Annotated in this window: 13 protein-coding genes; 3 read left to right on the top strand and 10 right to left on the bottom strand. The window is 53.2% G+C overall.

Annotated features, from left to right (window positions below):
* The first annotated feature begins 24 nt into the window (after positions 1–24).
* Positions 25–1,299, top strand: coding sequence for an ammonium transporter (locus ACJMNB_RS11830; protein ID WP_405342694.1), 1,275 nt, complete (start codon positions 25–27; stop codon positions 1,297–1,299).
* Between the two features lie 115 nt (positions 1,300–1,414).
* Here ACJMNB_RS11830 and ACJMNB_RS11825 read toward each other — a convergent pair whose 3' ends face one another.
* The 3 genes from ACJMNB_RS11825 to ACJMNB_RS11815 are packed head-to-tail and all read right to left on the bottom strand — an operon-like array spanning position 1,415 to position 2,892.
* Positions 1,415–1,750: a hypothetical protein gene (locus ACJMNB_RS11825; protein ID WP_405342693.1), complete on the bottom strand. Its 336-nt coding sequence runs from the start codon at positions 1,748–1,750 to the stop codon at positions 1,415–1,417.
* 14 nt (positions 1,751–1,764) lie between these two features.
* Positions 1,765–2,349, bottom strand: coding sequence for a hypothetical protein (locus tag ACJMNB_RS11820; RefSeq protein WP_405342691.1), 585 nt, complete (start codon positions 2,347–2,349; stop codon positions 1,765–1,767).
* A 12-nt stretch (positions 2,350–2,361) separates the two neighbouring features.
* On the bottom strand, positions 2,362–2,892 hold the full coding sequence (locus tag ACJMNB_RS11815; RefSeq protein WP_405342689.1) for a sulfurtransferase TusA family protein: 531 nt from the start codon (positions 2,890–2,892) through the stop codon (positions 2,362–2,364).
* Between the two features lie 131 nt (positions 2,893–3,023).
* Here ACJMNB_RS11815 and ACJMNB_RS11810 point away from each other — a divergent pair, with 131 nt between their 5' ends.
* Positions 3,024–4,598: a glycosyltransferase gene (locus tag ACJMNB_RS11810; protein WP_405342687.1), complete on the top strand. Its 1,575-nt coding sequence runs from the start codon at positions 3,024–3,026 to the stop codon at positions 4,596–4,598.
* Here the strand turns inward: ACJMNB_RS11810 and ACJMNB_RS11805 are convergent.
* The 5 genes from ACJMNB_RS11805 to ACJMNB_RS11785 are packed head-to-tail and all read right to left on the bottom strand — an operon-like array spanning position 4,582 to position 8,782.
* Complete coding sequence (locus ACJMNB_RS11805) at positions 4,582–4,794, bottom strand: PilW family protein (RefSeq protein WP_405342685.1); 213 nt, start codon at positions 4,792–4,794, stop codon at positions 4,582–4,584. The genes ACJMNB_RS11810 and ACJMNB_RS11805 overlap by 17 nt on opposite strands.
* Positions 4,764–5,120 carry a type II secretion system protein J gene (locus ACJMNB_RS11800; protein WP_405342683.1) on the bottom strand — a complete coding sequence of 119 codons (357 nt, stop codon included), beginning with the start codon at positions 5,118–5,120 and terminating at the stop codon, positions 4,764–4,766. Before ACJMNB_RS11800 ends, ACJMNB_RS11805 begins: the two co-directional genes overlap by 31 nt.
* Positions 5,117–6,040 carry a hypothetical protein gene (locus ACJMNB_RS11795; protein ID WP_405342681.1) on the bottom strand — a complete coding sequence of 308 codons (924 nt, stop codon included), beginning with the start codon at positions 6,038–6,040 and terminating at the stop codon, positions 5,117–5,119. Before ACJMNB_RS11795 ends, ACJMNB_RS11800 begins: the two co-directional genes overlap by 4 nt.
* On the bottom strand, positions 6,030–7,094 hold the full coding sequence (locus ACJMNB_RS11790) for a hypothetical protein (RefSeq protein WP_405342679.1): 1,065 nt from the start codon (positions 7,092–7,094) through the stop codon (positions 6,030–6,032). The genes ACJMNB_RS11795 and ACJMNB_RS11790 overlap by 11 nt, the downstream gene beginning before the upstream one ends.
* Positions 7,091–8,782 carry a type II and III secretion system protein gene (locus tag ACJMNB_RS11785; protein ID WP_405342677.1) on the bottom strand — a complete coding sequence of 564 codons (1,692 nt, stop codon included), beginning with the start codon at positions 8,780–8,782 and terminating at the stop codon, positions 7,091–7,093. Before ACJMNB_RS11785 ends, ACJMNB_RS11790 begins: the two co-directional genes overlap by 4 nt.
* A 300-nt stretch (positions 8,783–9,082) precedes the next feature.
* Between ACJMNB_RS11785 and metK the strand changes: the two genes are divergently transcribed.
* Positions 9,083–10,273, top strand: a complete 1,191-nt coding sequence (gene metK, locus ACJMNB_RS11780; protein ID WP_405342675.1) for a methionine adenosyltransferase — start codon at positions 9,083–9,085, stop codon at positions 10,271–10,273.
* Positions 10,274–10,444: 171 nt separating this feature from the next.
* Here metK and ACJMNB_RS11775 read toward each other — a convergent pair whose 3' ends face one another.
* Both ACJMNB_RS11775 and ACJMNB_RS11770 read right to left on the bottom strand, forming a co-directional pair.
* Entirely contained in the window at positions 10,445–11,314 is an 870-nt protein-coding gene (locus ACJMNB_RS11775) for a hypothetical protein (protein WP_405342673.1), read from the bottom strand.
* Positions 11,315–11,316: 2 nt separating this feature from the next.
* Positions 11,317–15,423, bottom strand: a complete 4,107-nt coding sequence (locus tag ACJMNB_RS11770) for a C25 family cysteine peptidase (RefSeq protein WP_405342671.1) — start codon at positions 15,421–15,423, stop codon at positions 11,317–11,319.
* Positions 15,424–15,449 lie beyond the last annotated feature (26 nt).

Raw genomic sequence — 15,449 nt, 5'->3', positions numbered from 1 at the left:
ACCACTTTTAAAAGGATTTTCACAATGAACGAAGCAGCAACTGTCGTACCTGTCAGCGACGCCATCTTTATGACAGAAAACATTTGGATCATGATTAGCGCCATGTTGGTGTTTATCATGGGCCTGGGCTTTGCCTGTGTCGAAGCGGGTCTTGTTCGCGCCAAGTGCGCGGCCAACGTCGCTTTCAAAAACATCGCCGTTCCCGCCATAGGAATCACGATGTATGCCGCCATTGGCTTTGCCCTCATGTACCCCGGAACGTTCAACGCGATCTCCGGTGTACTTGGATTTGCCGGATTCGGCATCGGTGACTGGGCAGACCCCTCTAAGTTCACTGCAGCCTACAACGGCCACTTCACCCTGTTCACTGACTGGCTGTTCCAGGCCATGTTTGCAGCAACCGCAGCAACGATCGTGTCTGGTGCCGTGGCAGAACGCGTGAAGCTCAACTCCTTCCTCGTGTTCACGGTCATCTACGTTGCCTTTGTCTACCCGATTGTCGGTAGCTGGACATGGGGCGGCGGCTGGCTCTCCACCATCGGCAAGGCTGGTTTCCATGACCTCGCCGGTTCTACCCTGGTTCACTCCGTGGGTGGCTGGGCAGCTCTCGCTGGCGTGATGATTCTCGGACCCCGTATCGGTAAGTATGTGAACGGCAAGGTTCACGCTATTCCGGCCCACAACATTCCGCTCGCAACCGTCGGTGTGTTCATGCTGTGGTTCGGTTGGTGGGGATTCAACGCCGGTTCCGCTCTCTCTGGCGACCCGAAGGCTACTAGCTGGATTCTCGTGACCACGAACCTCGCTGCTGTTGCCGGTATCATTACCGCCACCCTTACCAGCTGGATCGTTTCGAAGAAGCCGGACGCCACCATGGCCCTCAACGGATGCCTTGCTGGCCTCGTAGCTATCACTGCCGGTGCAGACGTGGTGAGCCCGCTTTCCTCTTGGATCATCGGTGCTATCGCTGGCGTGCTGGTTGTGGGTGCAGTCTTCATGTTCGACCGCCTGCACTTGGATGACCCGGTCGGCGCTCTCTCGGTTCACCTGGTGAACGGTGTGTGGGGTACGCTGGCAGTCGGTATCTTCGATATCACTGGCGACTACACTCTCGGCACTCAGGCCATCGGCGTGGTTGCTTACGCAGTCCCCTGCTTCGCAGCTGCTAGCCTGATCTTCTACGCTATCAAGAAGACGATGGGCCTCCGCGTTACCGAACGTCAAGAACTCCGCGGCCTCGACCAAAGCGAACACGGCCAAGAATCTTACAGCGGTTTCCAAATCTTCAGCAACATGTAATTTGTACTCCAGCCAAATAACGAAAGAAGGCTGCCAGAACGGCAGCCTTCTTTTTTATATCTAATCAAACGAACGGCAAGTGCGCCGCGAGCCGAGCGGGCTCTATGAGCAACATCTACAATAAACCCTTTCTCGCCGAGCGCATCAGGTTTTTGAGCTGGCGATTGTCGAGTTTCGGCACTTCGGCGTCCTTCTGGGCGCGGGACTTGGGAGCGCAATCTTCACAGAGGTGCTTGGTCACGGTACCGAAGCTGGCGGCACCGTTGCTCACGCTGGTTTCTTTAAAGCGGTAGGAGCGCAAAAGGGCTTCCTTCTTGCACTTGTCGCAAATACCCATCTTGGGGGCGGCAGGTTCACGGGAGCGTTCCTTTTTGGGAGCGTCGTTGGTTTCTTCCCAGGCCTTGCTCTGGGCAGCAATCTTGCGTGCGAAATGATCGTCTGTCAAGCTCATGTTTACCTTCCTTTTTATTTTAATTCTCTTTTTATAAAGTCGTACAGGAACAGCGCCATAAACGTATTGCAAATAGAAGTCGGGTTGCCCTCTTCGGTATAAAGGCTACGGCCGAACTTTCCACGTTCCAGCTGTTTTTCCTTGAAGTCCGCCACGTAGGCGGCAAAATCCAAAATTTTCACCCGCTTTTCATCTTTCTGCTGCAGCCCGCGAATCAGGTCGTTCAACGCCGTCAGCTGGGAAGGCGCCACCGGGAACATGTCCTCGGGGATTGTCAGAAAGTGAATGGGAGCCAAAGTCTTGTTCAAGACTTCGTTGGCCAACTTTTCGTAAGTCCCAAAAACTCCGTTATAGTCTTTACCGCCCCGTTTGAGTTCCTTGAGCCCAAGGCCAACTATAATGCGCCCGGCCTTCTTGCCGATAATGTCGGCGGAGGCCCGGTCATAGAGCTGTTGCAAACTTTGGGGGGCGGGAGCATTGATAGAAAACTGGACAGGTCTGTTGGCATCGCGACAAAGGAGTATTTCGGCAAAGCGGTTGGCGGCTTCGCCCTGTTCTCCCAAAAGTTCATCACCAATAATCAGAATCCTGTTTTCCATTACTCCTATAATCTACACTCTTCCAGGGCGTTTGACCACAGAAATCGACCAAAAGCCCTCTTTTTTTTGCCTTTTTTTGACAATATGGCCATCGGCGACCAAGGCTCCAGGTACATTTTCTATAGGCGACCCCTCGTCCAGGTATATCTCGAGTTCGGCCCCCTCGGGCAGGCCGGCCATCACCAGACGACTGCGCATGGCGTTGTTCGGACAAACCACCCCACGCAGGTCCAACAGCGTAGGCACCCCGCCCTTCAGGGCTTCCGGCAAGGGATCCACCTTGGTCCGCTCACAAAAATCGGCAATTTCGGGGGCGAACCTCGCAGGCGAGTCCAACCACATTCCCAGGGGGTAGTCGGGCAGGTTCGTGGCAAGTACCCGGGCAAGGGCCTCTTCGGGGGCAATCGTAACTAAATTTTCACGTCTAAACCATTCTGAACATGCAAAAGAAATTAAACTTCGAAGTGCCGATTCGAAGCCAATTTCGCCCTTTTGAGCGTCCATCCATTTTTCCAGGGCGGATTTTTCTTTTTTTACATTCATTTTGGGTCTTTATTTGGTATTTTTTTCAAGAAAATCTCTGTCACAATGTAGCAAACTTGGCCGCAGGTTTCTATATTTGGCCGCAAGTTCCGAATGGAGCAAAAGGTTTTACATATAGGTTATACGGTTATATGGCAATCAGTACAATCCTACTCGACATCATGTTCGTTGTCTACGTGATCGCAGGCATCGGCCTTGTCATCTACGGTTTTAGCTGTTACTATAGCATCTACTTATTCTTGAAGAATAGCCGCACCACGCGTCTCTCTGACCGCAAGCACATTCTGCAGTTCTATCGTGAACACTCCATGGACGAGCTGCCGCAGGTTACCACCCAGCTTCCCGTCTTTAACGAAGCCAACTGTGTCGAACGCCTCCTCGAAGCTGTCTGCGCCATCGACTACCCCAAGGATAAGCACGAAATTCAGGTCTTGGACGACTCTACCGACGAATGCTACGAAGTTGCCAAGAAGAAAGTTGAAGAACTGGCCGCCAAGGGCTACGACATCAAGCTGATTCACCGTACCAACCGTTCCGAATTCAAGGCAGGCGCTCTTAAAGAAGCCATGCAGGTTGCCAAGGGTGAATTCCTCGCTATTTTCGACGCCGACTTCGTCCCCGAGAAGGACTTCCTCCTCAAGACGATCCCCTACCTGGTCATGGACGAACAGATCGGTCTGGTCCAGGGTCGCTGGGGCCACTTGAACCGCACCGAATCCGGTCTTACTCTTGCTCAGTCCATCGGTATCGACGGCCACTTCGTGGTGGAACAGTCCGCCCGTAGCTGGGGCAAGCTCTTCATGAACTTCAACGGTACCGCAGGCGTGTGGCGCAAGCAGGCCATCTATGGCGGTGGCGGCTGGGAAGGCGACACCCTGACCGAAGACATGGACCTTTCTTACCGTTCTCAGCTCGCTGGTTGGAAGATGAAGTTCGTGTTCGACGTGATCGTTCCGGCCGAACTCCCCAACGACATCAACGCCTTCAAGGCACAGCAGTTCCGCTGGGCAAAGGGTTCCATCCAGACCGCTATCAAGATTCTGCCCCGCGTGCTCAAGGCCAAGGTTCCTCTCCGCGTAAAGATTGGCGCCATCCTCCACACGACTCACTACTCTATTCACCCCTGCATGTTGTTTACCGCCCTCTGCGCATGGCCGCTGCTCGCGTTCTTTGAACCGGTCGCCCACCTGCCGACTTGGGCCTACACCGTCGGTTTCAGCTTCATTTTCCTCGCCGCTATCGCTCCTTCTGTTCTTTACTTCGTTGCACAGCGCTGCTCCGGCTACACCGGCTGGAAGATCCGCCTGCTCAGCCTCCCGATCCTCATGGCTCTCGGTGTCGGCATTGCAGTGAGCAACTCCCGCGCCGTGTTCTCCGCCGTCATCGGTGCCAAGGGCAGCTTTGTCCGCACCCCGAAGAGCGGTGGTTCCAAGAAGAAGGCCAAGAGCCACTACGCCCAGAAGTTCCCCTGGCAGGCCGTCATGGAACTGGGCGTGGGCGTCTACTGCATCTTCGGTCTTCTGGAATACATCGGTGCGCAGAAGTTCATTATCGGACCGTTCCTCGCCCTCTATTCCGTAGGCTTCCTCTCGGTGAGCGTGCTGAGCTTCATGCACTACATCGGCAACCTCTTCGAAATGCACAAGGCCCGCGCTGCTGAAAAGGCCGCAGCCAAGGCTGCCAAGACCGCTAACGTCTTAGACTAGTGCCGAAACAATAAGGATTTATCCGCCGCAGTTCTTCGAGAATTGCGGCGGTTTCTTTTTGGTAGTCGCCGTAAAGGTGCAAGTAGAGGCGGAGGTAGCCCCCATAAACCTGGAGCGCCGCAAGGGACACCATCGAGGCCGCTACGACCGCCACCAAGAGCTCTATCAGCGTAAAGCCGGCTCGTTTCTTTTGCAATGGATTAACCTCCGAAAAACAACCTTCTGAGGCGCCGGTTTCGACGCATGGAGCCAGGCCAAAGGCTTGGCCCCGGGAACCGTTTCAAGGGACACCAAGATTGCAGTTGCTGGCGCACCGAAAGCGAACACCGTATCGCGGCAAGCCGGCGCATTCTGCACGAAATACTCCACTGCCTGGGCGGTCTCGATTACGGCCCGGGCCTGCTCCCGCTCCAAAGAACGCAAGCGGTTAAAGCCGTCTAAATAACGCCCGAATACGACGATTCCCGCCGAAAGTACCGCCAAAGCCACGCAAACTTCCATCAACGTAAAACCGTTTTTCATCGCAGCCCCCACTGGAAAGGTTTAAGGGGACCGAGTACAAAGTCGGGCACCAGCACCGAATCCGCCGCCGGAATTTCGGAGCTTTCAAGAGCCATTGCAAAAGAGGGATAACGCATTTTCACCTTGCCTACTCCATGGGGAAAAGCCACTTCATGTCGGGCGACCGCAACACCGGAGAATTCCACCCCCTGGGCTATTTCGATACGGTCTTCACTGAAAGCCTCCAACCAGCGGATTTTGAAGGGGTCCCGTAGAAGCGAGCTCCGTAAATACAGCGGTCCCCTAGCATAAAGCCGGAGCGTGTCCACTTCAGCGCTCCCCCGCACATCGATAGAGCCGTCGGCAATAAAACGGCCAGAAAACATCCGAGCGGCAGGATTCCCGCCGCCATCCAAATCCAGAAACAAGTCCCCCTCTTGCACCCAAAGCGCCCGGCTAAGGGCCGCCGAATCGGCAGATACGAGTCCCAGAAGCCGACGATTCCCGGACTTGATTTCTAATGCGAGAGGAGGCCGGACCACGGTAATTTCACGGTTCAGTTGCTGCCTGAAGCCCTCATAAATTTCACGCCGAAGCTTGGAAGAGCGAAGCATTCCGCAAGCGCTGTCGCAGGCAATACCCGCCAGCACGTGAATACGCTTTTCTCCTACCGGCACCGACAAGTCAACCCAAGGACCTTGCCGCGAGCGTTCAACTTTTGGCACCTTAAAATAGCCCTCCGGGAACCCCTCCAAGTGCGCAATCAGGGCAGACTCGCCGTCATAAATCAGTTGCAGCATTTGGGCACGGCGCACAATCACCCGCCGCAGGCCACCAGGCATTTGCAAAAGGGTTGTCAGCAAGAAGGTCACCGCCAAAAGGATTCCCAAAACCAGAGGCAAAACCGCGCCAGACCGATTCGCAAAAGTTTTAGGGTTCACGGGCACCCACCTTTTTCACGACGACGGAATCGCCACAAACCAGTTCTACACCCTCGCGCCCCACCGCATGAAGCACGAACGACTCTAAGGAATCTCCTACGGACAACGCACGGGATTCCCCAGCCTCCGAAGCAAGCATCACCACCGCCAGCTTTTCGGCCACCACCCCCTTCAAAAAGAACTCAGGCAGTTTGCATTTAGGCCTCACCACGTTCTTCTCAGAATACATCTTGGAACTTTTTTCTCGAGGTTCATCAAACATCGTCCACTCCGGCGGCAACGAGAGTTCCACCGGAACCGGATTTTCAATATTCAAAAAAGATTCTTCCCCTCGCCAGAAAAGCCATGCCACTACAACAGCCATCAACCAAAAACTTTTGCGCCCGAAAAACCGCAACATTTCAGGCCACCACACCAAACCATTTGTTTCATCCCTCTCGATTTTCTGCAAGTCTCGCCGACGCCAAAAAGAATCCCGAGCAGCCCTTTTAAATTGAGCCAACAATACATCAGGCCCAAATTCTCCTTGCAAACGGATTTCATCAAAATGATCCGCCCGGGAAAACAGCGCATCGTTCTGTAGAAAACGCCTAAATCGAGACAAAGCCGGTTTCAATTCTACAGCCTCTTCGGACCAATGGCACAACCGCCCCTCAAAAAACACGAAAATGCAAAGTACATTTCCACAAAAGCCGTAGCACAAGTAATTGCCATCATTCCCGCTCGCCCGTCCCAACGCTTCGGCCTCTCGAATCAGTTTGTCCGCCATGGCGGTCAAATAAACCTGTCGCGGCAACACTCGCCCACCGCATTTTTCCAAGGTGCCATCCACCAACGCCACCAGGAACCGGGAGCGTCTGCCCTCGGAAGAATTGAAGGACACCAAATGCCAGATCCGATAGAAACCGCCGCTCTCTTGAAGGCGCAAACACGTCTGCGGGAATTCTTTTTCAAAGAGACGTTCCAGCGTTTTCTGCTCGGGAATTTCATCGAAGGTGGTGGTACATTCCCACGTCAAGAGCCGCGCCTCAACCGCATTCACACGCCCCATCATAACCCCGCCTTTTCCACATGGGGCGTGATAAAGATGGCCAACTCGTTTTCTTCTTCCTCTTCGGAGGTATAGCTGAACAAGCGCCCCACCAGCGGCAAGCTCCCGAGGAAGGGCACCGCCGAGCGCACCTCGGATTTACTCTTGCGAATGAGACCGCCTAGGCAAAGGGTTTCGCCATCCTTCAACACCACCATCGTCTTCAAATTCCGCGTACTAATATCACGAGGGCCATCGCCAGAGCTGCGCCCCGCTGTCTTGATTTCAGGCGAAACTTCCAGCGTAATGCGTCCCTCCTGCGTGACCGACGGCGTGAGCTCTAATGAAATGCCATCGTTAAAGGAGCGGTAATCCGTAATCGGGTAACCGTCGGCAGACACTTGGCTCACCAAGTAGTAAACCGTATTCGTCACGTTGAGTTCCGCCTTGTTGCCGTTCAGCGTGGTCAACCGCGGCCGCGCCAGCACCTCGGCCTGGTTGTTTTCTTCCAGCGAGGCAAGCTCCAATTCGAAGCGGTCCGGCAGCAGCCCGATTTTTCCGAAGGCGCCCGCCACCGAAAAATCCTTGTCCATAAAATCGAAGTAGCCCCGGGCCCCAATGTCACGTTCCGCAGTCTTACGGGTGGCTCCGCTATGGAGCCCGATTTCAAAGCCCCGGCCCTTCTTGAATTCCACCACGATGCACGAAAGTGTCACCTGCAACGCGGGGATGTCTATCTGCTTGAGCAAATCTACCGCCATCTGGATTTCGAAATGGGAGCCGCCCAACAGCAACGCATTCTGTTCCTTGATTTCGGTGGCTACAAAATTCGGGCTAGGGGCAAACTTGCCCAAATAGGCCAGCGCCTTTTCAGAATGGATGTGCCGCAAGGGGTAAAGCCTGCTTGTCGAAAGCGCCTTGTGAGTTCCGCCCTCGCTCACATACAACGTTTTACCCTCTAGTGCAAAACTGTAACGCCGCCCCTTGAACAGGGACTCTATCAAGCTTTCCAGTGTCACCCCGTGAAGCTTCAAGCGAATGCTTTCGCGGATTTCGCCGTACAGAGCCAAGTTCAATTCCGCAACTTCAGCAAGCCTATTCAACACCTGGGAAAGATCGCCGTCATCTATTTCGGCAGTGTACAAATCCCCGTCTTTCCAAAGCCGAATCTTGTCACCATTTTCCTTGGCAGCCTCTTGACCGGGCCCCACCCGCAGGCATCCGTTTTCACGCCAAACCCGAAAGCCATGAGCATTCATCAGGGCTCGAAAGGCAGACTCTGCTGGCAGCCGGAACAAATCACCCGAAATTTTTCCTTCCAACCCCGGAGTCGCAAGGACGTTCAAGCCGGAATTCAAGGCAAACTCCCGCACGAACTCATTCACCTCCTTCTCTTTCACCGACAAAGAAATCAAGGAGTCCTGCCTAGAGAATTCATGCTTGCCCCGATTGCTAGCCCGCCGCACATGGAACACGGATTCCTCTTGAACTAATTCCAAGCCATTGGCCGAACACAGGGCCGAAAGCGCCTCCAGTACTCCAACCCCATCCAAGTGGACCGTCACCTTGAAATCCAGGGCATCATCAACCAATACAGGCGTATCATAGGCCAACGAAAGGGTGCGCACCACCTCTGCCACGGGGGTATCCACAAAATCCAGGGAAACAGCCTTTTCCGTAGCTCCCAGCGAATTAAAACAGACCAAAGCCACGCACAAAACAGGCGTTAACTTCGCAAGAAAATTCCTTGCGGATAAAAGCAACAATTTTAAGGGCAAAATTCCCTCGGGAATGGCAATAACCCTGCCGCGGGATATAAAAAGGATTCCCAATTTGGCGAATCAGGTTAAAAGTACTAAAAATCTCCCAAAGTTGTGCAAACAAGCGTTGTCAATCTTTATGCGTTTTTGTAGATTTATGCATAGAAAACCAAAAAACCCGTTTTTTCAGCGCTTGGGAATGCTCAAAAACGCGACATTCTTTTCGGTGCTGGATACATTAAGGAGCCTACAATGGCACATTATCTTTTTACTTCTGAATCCGTATCCAAGGGTCACCCGGACAAGGTCTGCGACCAGATCTCCGACGCTATCCTTGACGCATGCCTCGCTCAAGACCCGAACAGCCGTGTTGCTTGCGAAACCCTCGTGAACACCGGTCTCGTTGTTATTTCTGGCGAAATCACCACCAAGGCTGTGATTGACTACCAGCAGATCGCCCGCAAGACCATCAAGGGCATCGGCTACGTGAATCCGGAACTCGCCTTCGACTACAAGGGCTGCTCCGTGCTCGTGGCTATGGACAAGCAGTCCCCCGATATCGCTCAGGGTGTGGACGCCAAGGCTGCCGACGGTAAGGAAGACGACAAGCAGGGTGCCGGCGACCAGGGTATGATGTTCGGTTACGCCGTGAACGAAACTAAGGAATTGATGCCGCTCCCGATCAGCCTCGCCCACAAGCTCATGGAAGAAATCCAGAACCTCCGCGAAAAGGGCAAGATCAAGTGGCTCCGCCCGGATGCCAAGTCCCAGGTGACTGTTGAATATGACGAAAACGACAAGCCGGTCCGCGTGGACACCGTCGTTATCTCTACCCAGCACGACGAATTCGTGAACGGTAAGGAACTCAAGCACGCCACGATCGAAAAGGAAATCATCGAAAAGCTCATCAAGAAGGTGATTCCGGCCAAGCTCCTCGACAAGAAGACCCGCTACCTGGTGAACCCCACCGGTAAGTTCGTGGTCGGTGGCCCCCATGGTGACTGCGGCCTCACGGGTCGTAAGATTATCGTGGACACCTACGGCGGCATGGGTCGTCACGGTGGTGGCGCATTCAGCGGTAAGGACCCCTCCAAGGTTGACCGCAGCGCCGCTTACGCTGCACGCTATGTGGCTAAGAACATCGTGGCTGCAGGCCTCGCCTACCGTTGCGAAGTGCAGCTCGCCTACGCTATCGGTTACTCCAAGCCGGTGTCTGTTCTCGTGAATACCTTCGGTACGGGCAAGATCAGCGACCGCGAAATCGAAGCTATCGTTGCTAAGACCTTCGACCTTTCTCCGGCCGGCATCGTGAAGATGCTCGACCTGAAGAAGCCCGGCTACCAGGCTACGGCTGCCCTCGGCCACTTCGGCCGCACCGGCGCCCGCTTCACTTGGGAAAAGACCGACAAGGCTGCAGCTCTTAAAAAAGCCGCTCGGCTCTAACTTTTTCAACGAGTCGTGGCTTCGCCTCGCTCTCGCCACCACGACTCGTTAATACGAGTCGCTTGTGGCTCACAGAAAAAATTGGCAAAGGTGTAACAGACCGATTTCCTTTTACAAAAAAGAAAGCCCCGTGCATCGCACGGGGTTTCTTTCATTTTTTAGAAAGGCGAATTACTTCTTCTTTTTAGCGGTACCTTTTTTCTTCTTGTCCTTCATTTCTACGCGGCGGCTACCGGAGCGCAGGCGTTCCCAAGGGCCGAAGCTGGACATGGGGAAAAGGAACACGTAGAACCAAGCCGCAATAGCCACAAACCAAGCTACGGACAAGGGCCAGTAAATGCCACCGGGCATATCCACAGAAACCGCAACGTCCAGCAGCAAGGCACCCACAACTACAGGCACCAGCAACTGCTTTGCAGATTTCACGAGAGCGCCCGCCTGGGGAACTCCGGCACCGAGATGCTTTCCGGCCACCAAGGCATAAGCCATAGAAATAGCGAAACAGAACGCAGAAGACACGCCCCAAACAAGATCCTTCGGAACATCAGGAGTGCCCGGAGTCAAGTTCAACAGCACGCCCAGGAAAACCCACAAAAGTGCAAAAGGGAACAGCATGCAGGCCAGGGACATTTTCACAAAAAGGAACAGCACCAGCGAAACCACCGCCAACACGCCATACATGGGTATGGCCATATCTTCGCTACCGCCCAGCACATAAAGGGCGACAAAGAACAGGAGCGGAGCCACAGCGGAAGCAATCCCTGCGCGAAGACCTCCAAAAACAAACAACATTACAATGCAAGCGACACTGGCGACAATCAAATGCTGCGAAGAGCTCCAAAGGCCCTGCAGATTTTCGATACCGAAAAACCACATGCCAAATCTTTCAGAAGCAGCTATCGGAAATGCGACCATTTCGTCCCAAGACTTTGCAAGCATCGTCACGGACGCAACAACCATCACCACCAGCGCAATCAACCGGAAACGCAGCATCAATTCCAAAAATTTCTGCACCTTTCCCGGTTTTTCCCTTAAATCCATAATTACCTCGAAATCAATAGTTTCTGTTTTTTAGTCCAAGTTTTCTTTCCGAAATTCTCGTTAGCAGACACGGTACTGCGAACCACATAGTGGTACAAGCCGTTCGCAAGCAGGCGTCCGTGATTATCATGGCCGTTCCAATGGGTCACGCCCGAAACAGCATCCTTCAGCACACGGACCAGCTTACCGTTCTGATTATAGATAAAGATATCCACCTTGGAAGTTCTGTCGTCGGGAGTCAAGTTCTTGAAATAGAAGGTGGTTCCCTTTTTACCCATGGGGTTCGGCGCATTGAACACGTCGGCAAGGCCAGCTTCCATGTCATCCGTAATTTCAAGATTCAACGTCTTGATAGACACATTATCCAAGACATCCTTGGCAAGCACCTTGAACACGTACTTGCCGGCTGGATACTGTTCAGAACTAAAGTTCATGCGCAGCTTCGCACGCTTCGAAGTCTGTTCCAGGTAAGGCCAGGGATGGAAGGGATCCTGGACGCCCACAACCTCAAAGGAAATGCCTTCATCGGCCTGCTCCCTATAGTCAAGTGCCGTTGAATCTTCCACAATCACCTGCAGGCACGCTGGAGACTGCAACTTGACCGTTTCGCCATCGGCAAAATTAGTCGCAACGCCGCCACCATAACAGGACTGCACTTGAATCGACGGAGGCAACGTATCGTTCAGGGAATCCGCATAATCCGAAATACCGCTGATGACCAGGTTTCTCAGCCAAGAACGACCGACAGAGCTTTCGTTGGAAGAATAGGCCCAAGCGCTAAATTCCGCAGCCGTATCCCCAATCGAAATCTTGCGGGGCGTCACGAAGTCCGTAGAGAACTTGCCGCCCTTGACGGGAATCTTCTCTGAATAGATCAAGCCGCCATCATAGAAGACATCGATGGAATCATCATTCACCTGGAGATCCATCTTCTTGTTCGTACGGCCTTCACGCAATACCAAATCCACGAAGCCGTCGTTCATGCCTTCTACGGTTCCTGACAGCTTCATATGGTCAAGAGCCTTTATGGAATCCAAGGTTCCATCCAGCGTAACTTTTCTATCGCTACTGGGCATGCGAATCACCGGTTCGCCTAAAAGCACGTAGCGTTCATTGTTATAACGCTGCCTTCCATAGGTCCTGCTGGCGGCTCTCTTGGATTTGAGCATCGCCATGCCAATGGTTCCGCCGCTTTCCATCAAGGAATTCAACAAGAGTTCCGTTCCAAAACCCGAATTGTAATCCGCAAAAGTTTCACGGGTGGCGCCAACAGACGCAATGGATCCCGCCCTAGGAGCCAACAGGAATTCTTCAGAAAGGGAGCGAGCATTGCCTTCGTCAAACCGGCCCACCGTACAAGAGAAGGAACCCAAGATGGTATAGCGGCCCCTATTCGAAAGCTTCGCAATATAACTGGGTTTCAATAGACCTTCACTGGCCCAGTCCGTTTTAGAACCATGGCCAAAGTATGTCGTAAACAAGGCTCCCTGGTTCATGACATTGATAAAGTCTTCGGCGGCATCTTTCTTTTGGCCCGCAGCATCTTCGGCATAGTCCAGAAGGTAAATCTTCTTGAAATTCCAGCGTTCACCCTTGGTCATAGCCATCTTGTCAATCGCCTGCACAAGGTTTTCCTGGTACCAGGCGTGCTTCGTCTTATCGTCGACGCCGCTATTCTTGGCATCGTCAGCCGTATGCAACAAGGTGGCACGCCAGTCGGAATAGTCCATGACACCTTTCTTTTCGTAATCCTTCGCCTTTTCGATATAGTTTGCAAATTCGGTCACCGAAGTAACGGGCAGTCGGCCAATTGCAACATCCAAATCGTATTCGCCATACTGAATCACTTCTCCGGAATCAAGGATGCCAAAGAAGTCTTCATACACGCCGTCTTCCTTTTCGAAGGGCGGGAAATAGGAAGCCGAAAGCTTGCTATCGAAGCCACGGTAATCAAAATGACCGGCACCCACAAGCAACACATACCTGAAATTCGGGCACACGGAATAGACGTAGGCAATATAGTTACGGACAGCCACCGGCGACACGCGGCCAGCCGTATAGCGGTTATAGATATCTTCCAAGGCAACCACCGACGTGGGGATCGTTCCAGCGGCAGAGCCGTCATTACGGAATTCAGCCAGGACCTTTGCCGGTTCGATGAATTCGTTCGGAGAAATAATCAGGTATTCCAACTTCGAGTTGGGTTTCGACAAATCCGTCAGAACCCCGCTGCCATAAGCAGGCAAGCCCTCCACTGTCAAGCCCGAGCGATAAGCTTTCTCGCGAACAGCCAGGTACCGGACATCTTCACCGGCAGAAATGCTATCCTTCGCAACCGTTCCCGAAGCCTTCAGGAATCCCACCGGCTTCATGTTTGAAAACTTCATGACCTTCGTCTGGGAAGGAACCGGAACATTGATAACACCAGAGACTGAACCGCCCGGCAAAAGCCATTCTGCAGAATCCACTACGGGATTCCACTGGTAGGCCACCGTAAAACCGTCAAAGCGGTCAAACTGTCTCTCGTTAGGGAGCATTTCCAGAACGTACTGATTGTTTTTCGCAAGGAAACCAGGGTTATCGATGCGGAAATTGCCTCCAGGAATAAGAGTCATGTCGGAACGTTCAACGCGGTTGCCGTTAACCTCCATGGCAAACGTCACGGAATCCATGCGATACGCATAGCTTTCTTGAGACAGCGTCAGGTTTTCGGGCTGGTCTTTCCATTCCACAGCGGAATTCGCCCACACGGAACGATGGGGGAAGAAGGACACCGCCATATACTGCTTGCCGCCAGCAACCATTCCCGGCATATTGACGGTTTCTTTGACTTCTTCGGCAGAGAAGGAAATCTGAGTGGTTTCCAGACGGCCATGCCATTTCCAGAACCATTCCTTGCCAGTCGCCCTTTCCCAGTCAAGAGCCTTTCCAAAATAGGTGTCGCGCAAGATGGCATCCTTTTCGGCGCGGGCATAACGCATCCAGGTGACATCCTTGCCGCTAGCCGAAGGCGTAGGAACACTTTGACTCAGGCGCAGTCCCTTGCCCGATTTCTTATAGCCGAACAGGAACTTCTGGTAAAAGGAATAAGGAGAATAGGAATGGAAATAGTCCATCTTCCCATTCATAAAGAAGGGGTCTTCACGGTCGCAACGCTTCCAGAAGGCATTGCCATAGCCCACAAAAATTAGGGAGTCGCCCTCATTAAAAATACCGTCGGCGCTGCTGCCACCGGGAGTATGGTCACGAACCTCGATGGGAATTTCAAAAATCTGGTTCGGGTTGCGTTCACTTGCGCCGGGACCCATGTCGGCCAAAGTATCCGGCGATGCACCATAAAGGCAAATCCTATCCACCGAGATCCCGTCCAGGGAATCCTGGCGTTGCCACAGCAAAAGCGAATTGCGAATTTCACTAAAGGGAACCGCATACAAGCCGTCTTCGCTAAAGGTCGACATGCTCTTGTCACCCTTGTCGCCCACCTGGAATCTAGCCAGGAACGAGACATCACCCACTCCGCCGGCTTCCTTGCGCAGCGCCTTGATGGACTTCGCCCGGGAAGCTCCGAATCGGGAGGCCGCCACAGGGTTTACCACCTTGGAAAGCACTCGCTTGCCAGGGTTGACCCCATTATTGGAACCATTGAACTGGACCTTCAGGCGAAATTTTTCACGCAGGGATACCGAAGAGCCGCTCTTGATATAAAGGGGAACGCGAATATCTGTCATCCAGAGGCCATCGCGCATATACGGAGCAGAAACGTCTATCGGCAAAAAGCGCAAGGAATCTCCGGCACCGCCGGGTCCACCCTTACACAGGGATTTTCCCAGGGGAACCACCTTAGAATCCGTCAACGAGACACTGGGCTTTTGATTATTCGGGAGTGCAACACGATAATAGCGGAACGGGACCGAATTGCCGTCCAGGTAAGCGGCATTTTCAGGCAAGAAAACGCCACCCTTATCTTTTTCATCAAGACAGGAGTGAACACTGGATTCAATGACGACATCGTCCAAGACAAATCGGCTCTTGGAATCTTCGACCACCCGGGCAAACGAACACACCGCTCCCAGGACCACAAATAGAGTTATAAGTACTTTGGGCTTCACGTTTCTAAAATAGCAAATAGCGGGAG

Source organism: Fibrobacter sp., from assembly GCF_045131395.1.
GTDB lineage: Bacteria > Fibrobacterota > Fibrobacteria > Fibrobacterales > Fibrobacteraceae > Fibrobacter.
This window is presented reverse-complemented; position numbering and strand designations above follow the sequence as displayed.

What these genes read in the sequence shown, in the direction of transcription:
- ACJMNB_RS11820 (WP_405342691.1), bottom strand. Translation starts at nt 2,349, where the DNA reads ATGGAAAACAGGATTCTGATTATTGGTGATGAACTTTTGGGAGAACAG.
- ACJMNB_RS11815 (WP_405342689.1), bottom strand. Translation starts at nt 2,892, where the DNA reads ATGAATGTAAAAAAAGAAAAATCCGCCCTGGAAAAATGGATGGACGCT.
- ACJMNB_RS11825 (WP_405342693.1), bottom strand. Translation starts at nt 1,750, where the DNA reads ATGAGCTTGACAGACGATCATTTCGCACGCAAGATTGCTGCCCAGAGC.
- metK (WP_405342675.1), top strand. Translation starts at nt 9,083, where the DNA reads ATGGCACATTATCTTTTTACTTCTGAATCCGTATCCAAGGGTCACCCG.
- ACJMNB_RS11790 (WP_405342679.1), bottom strand. Translation starts at nt 7,094, where the DNA reads ATGATGGGGCGTGTGAATGCGGTTGAGGCGCGGCTCTTGACGTGGGAA.
- ACJMNB_RS11810 (WP_405342687.1), top strand. Translation starts at nt 3,024, where the DNA reads ATGGCAATCAGTACAATCCTACTCGACATCATGTTCGTTGTCTACGTG.
- ACJMNB_RS11800 (WP_405342683.1), bottom strand. Translation starts at nt 5,120, where the DNA reads ATGAAAAACGGTTTTACGTTGATGGAAGTTTGCGTGGCTTTGGCGGTA.
- ACJMNB_RS11775 (WP_405342673.1), bottom strand. Translation starts at nt 11,314, where the DNA reads ATGGATTTAAGGGAAAAACCGGGAAAGGTGCAGAAATTTTTGGAATTG.
- ACJMNB_RS11830 (WP_405342694.1), top strand. Translation starts at nt 25, where the DNA reads ATGAACGAAGCAGCAACTGTCGTACCTGTCAGCGACGCCATCTTTATG.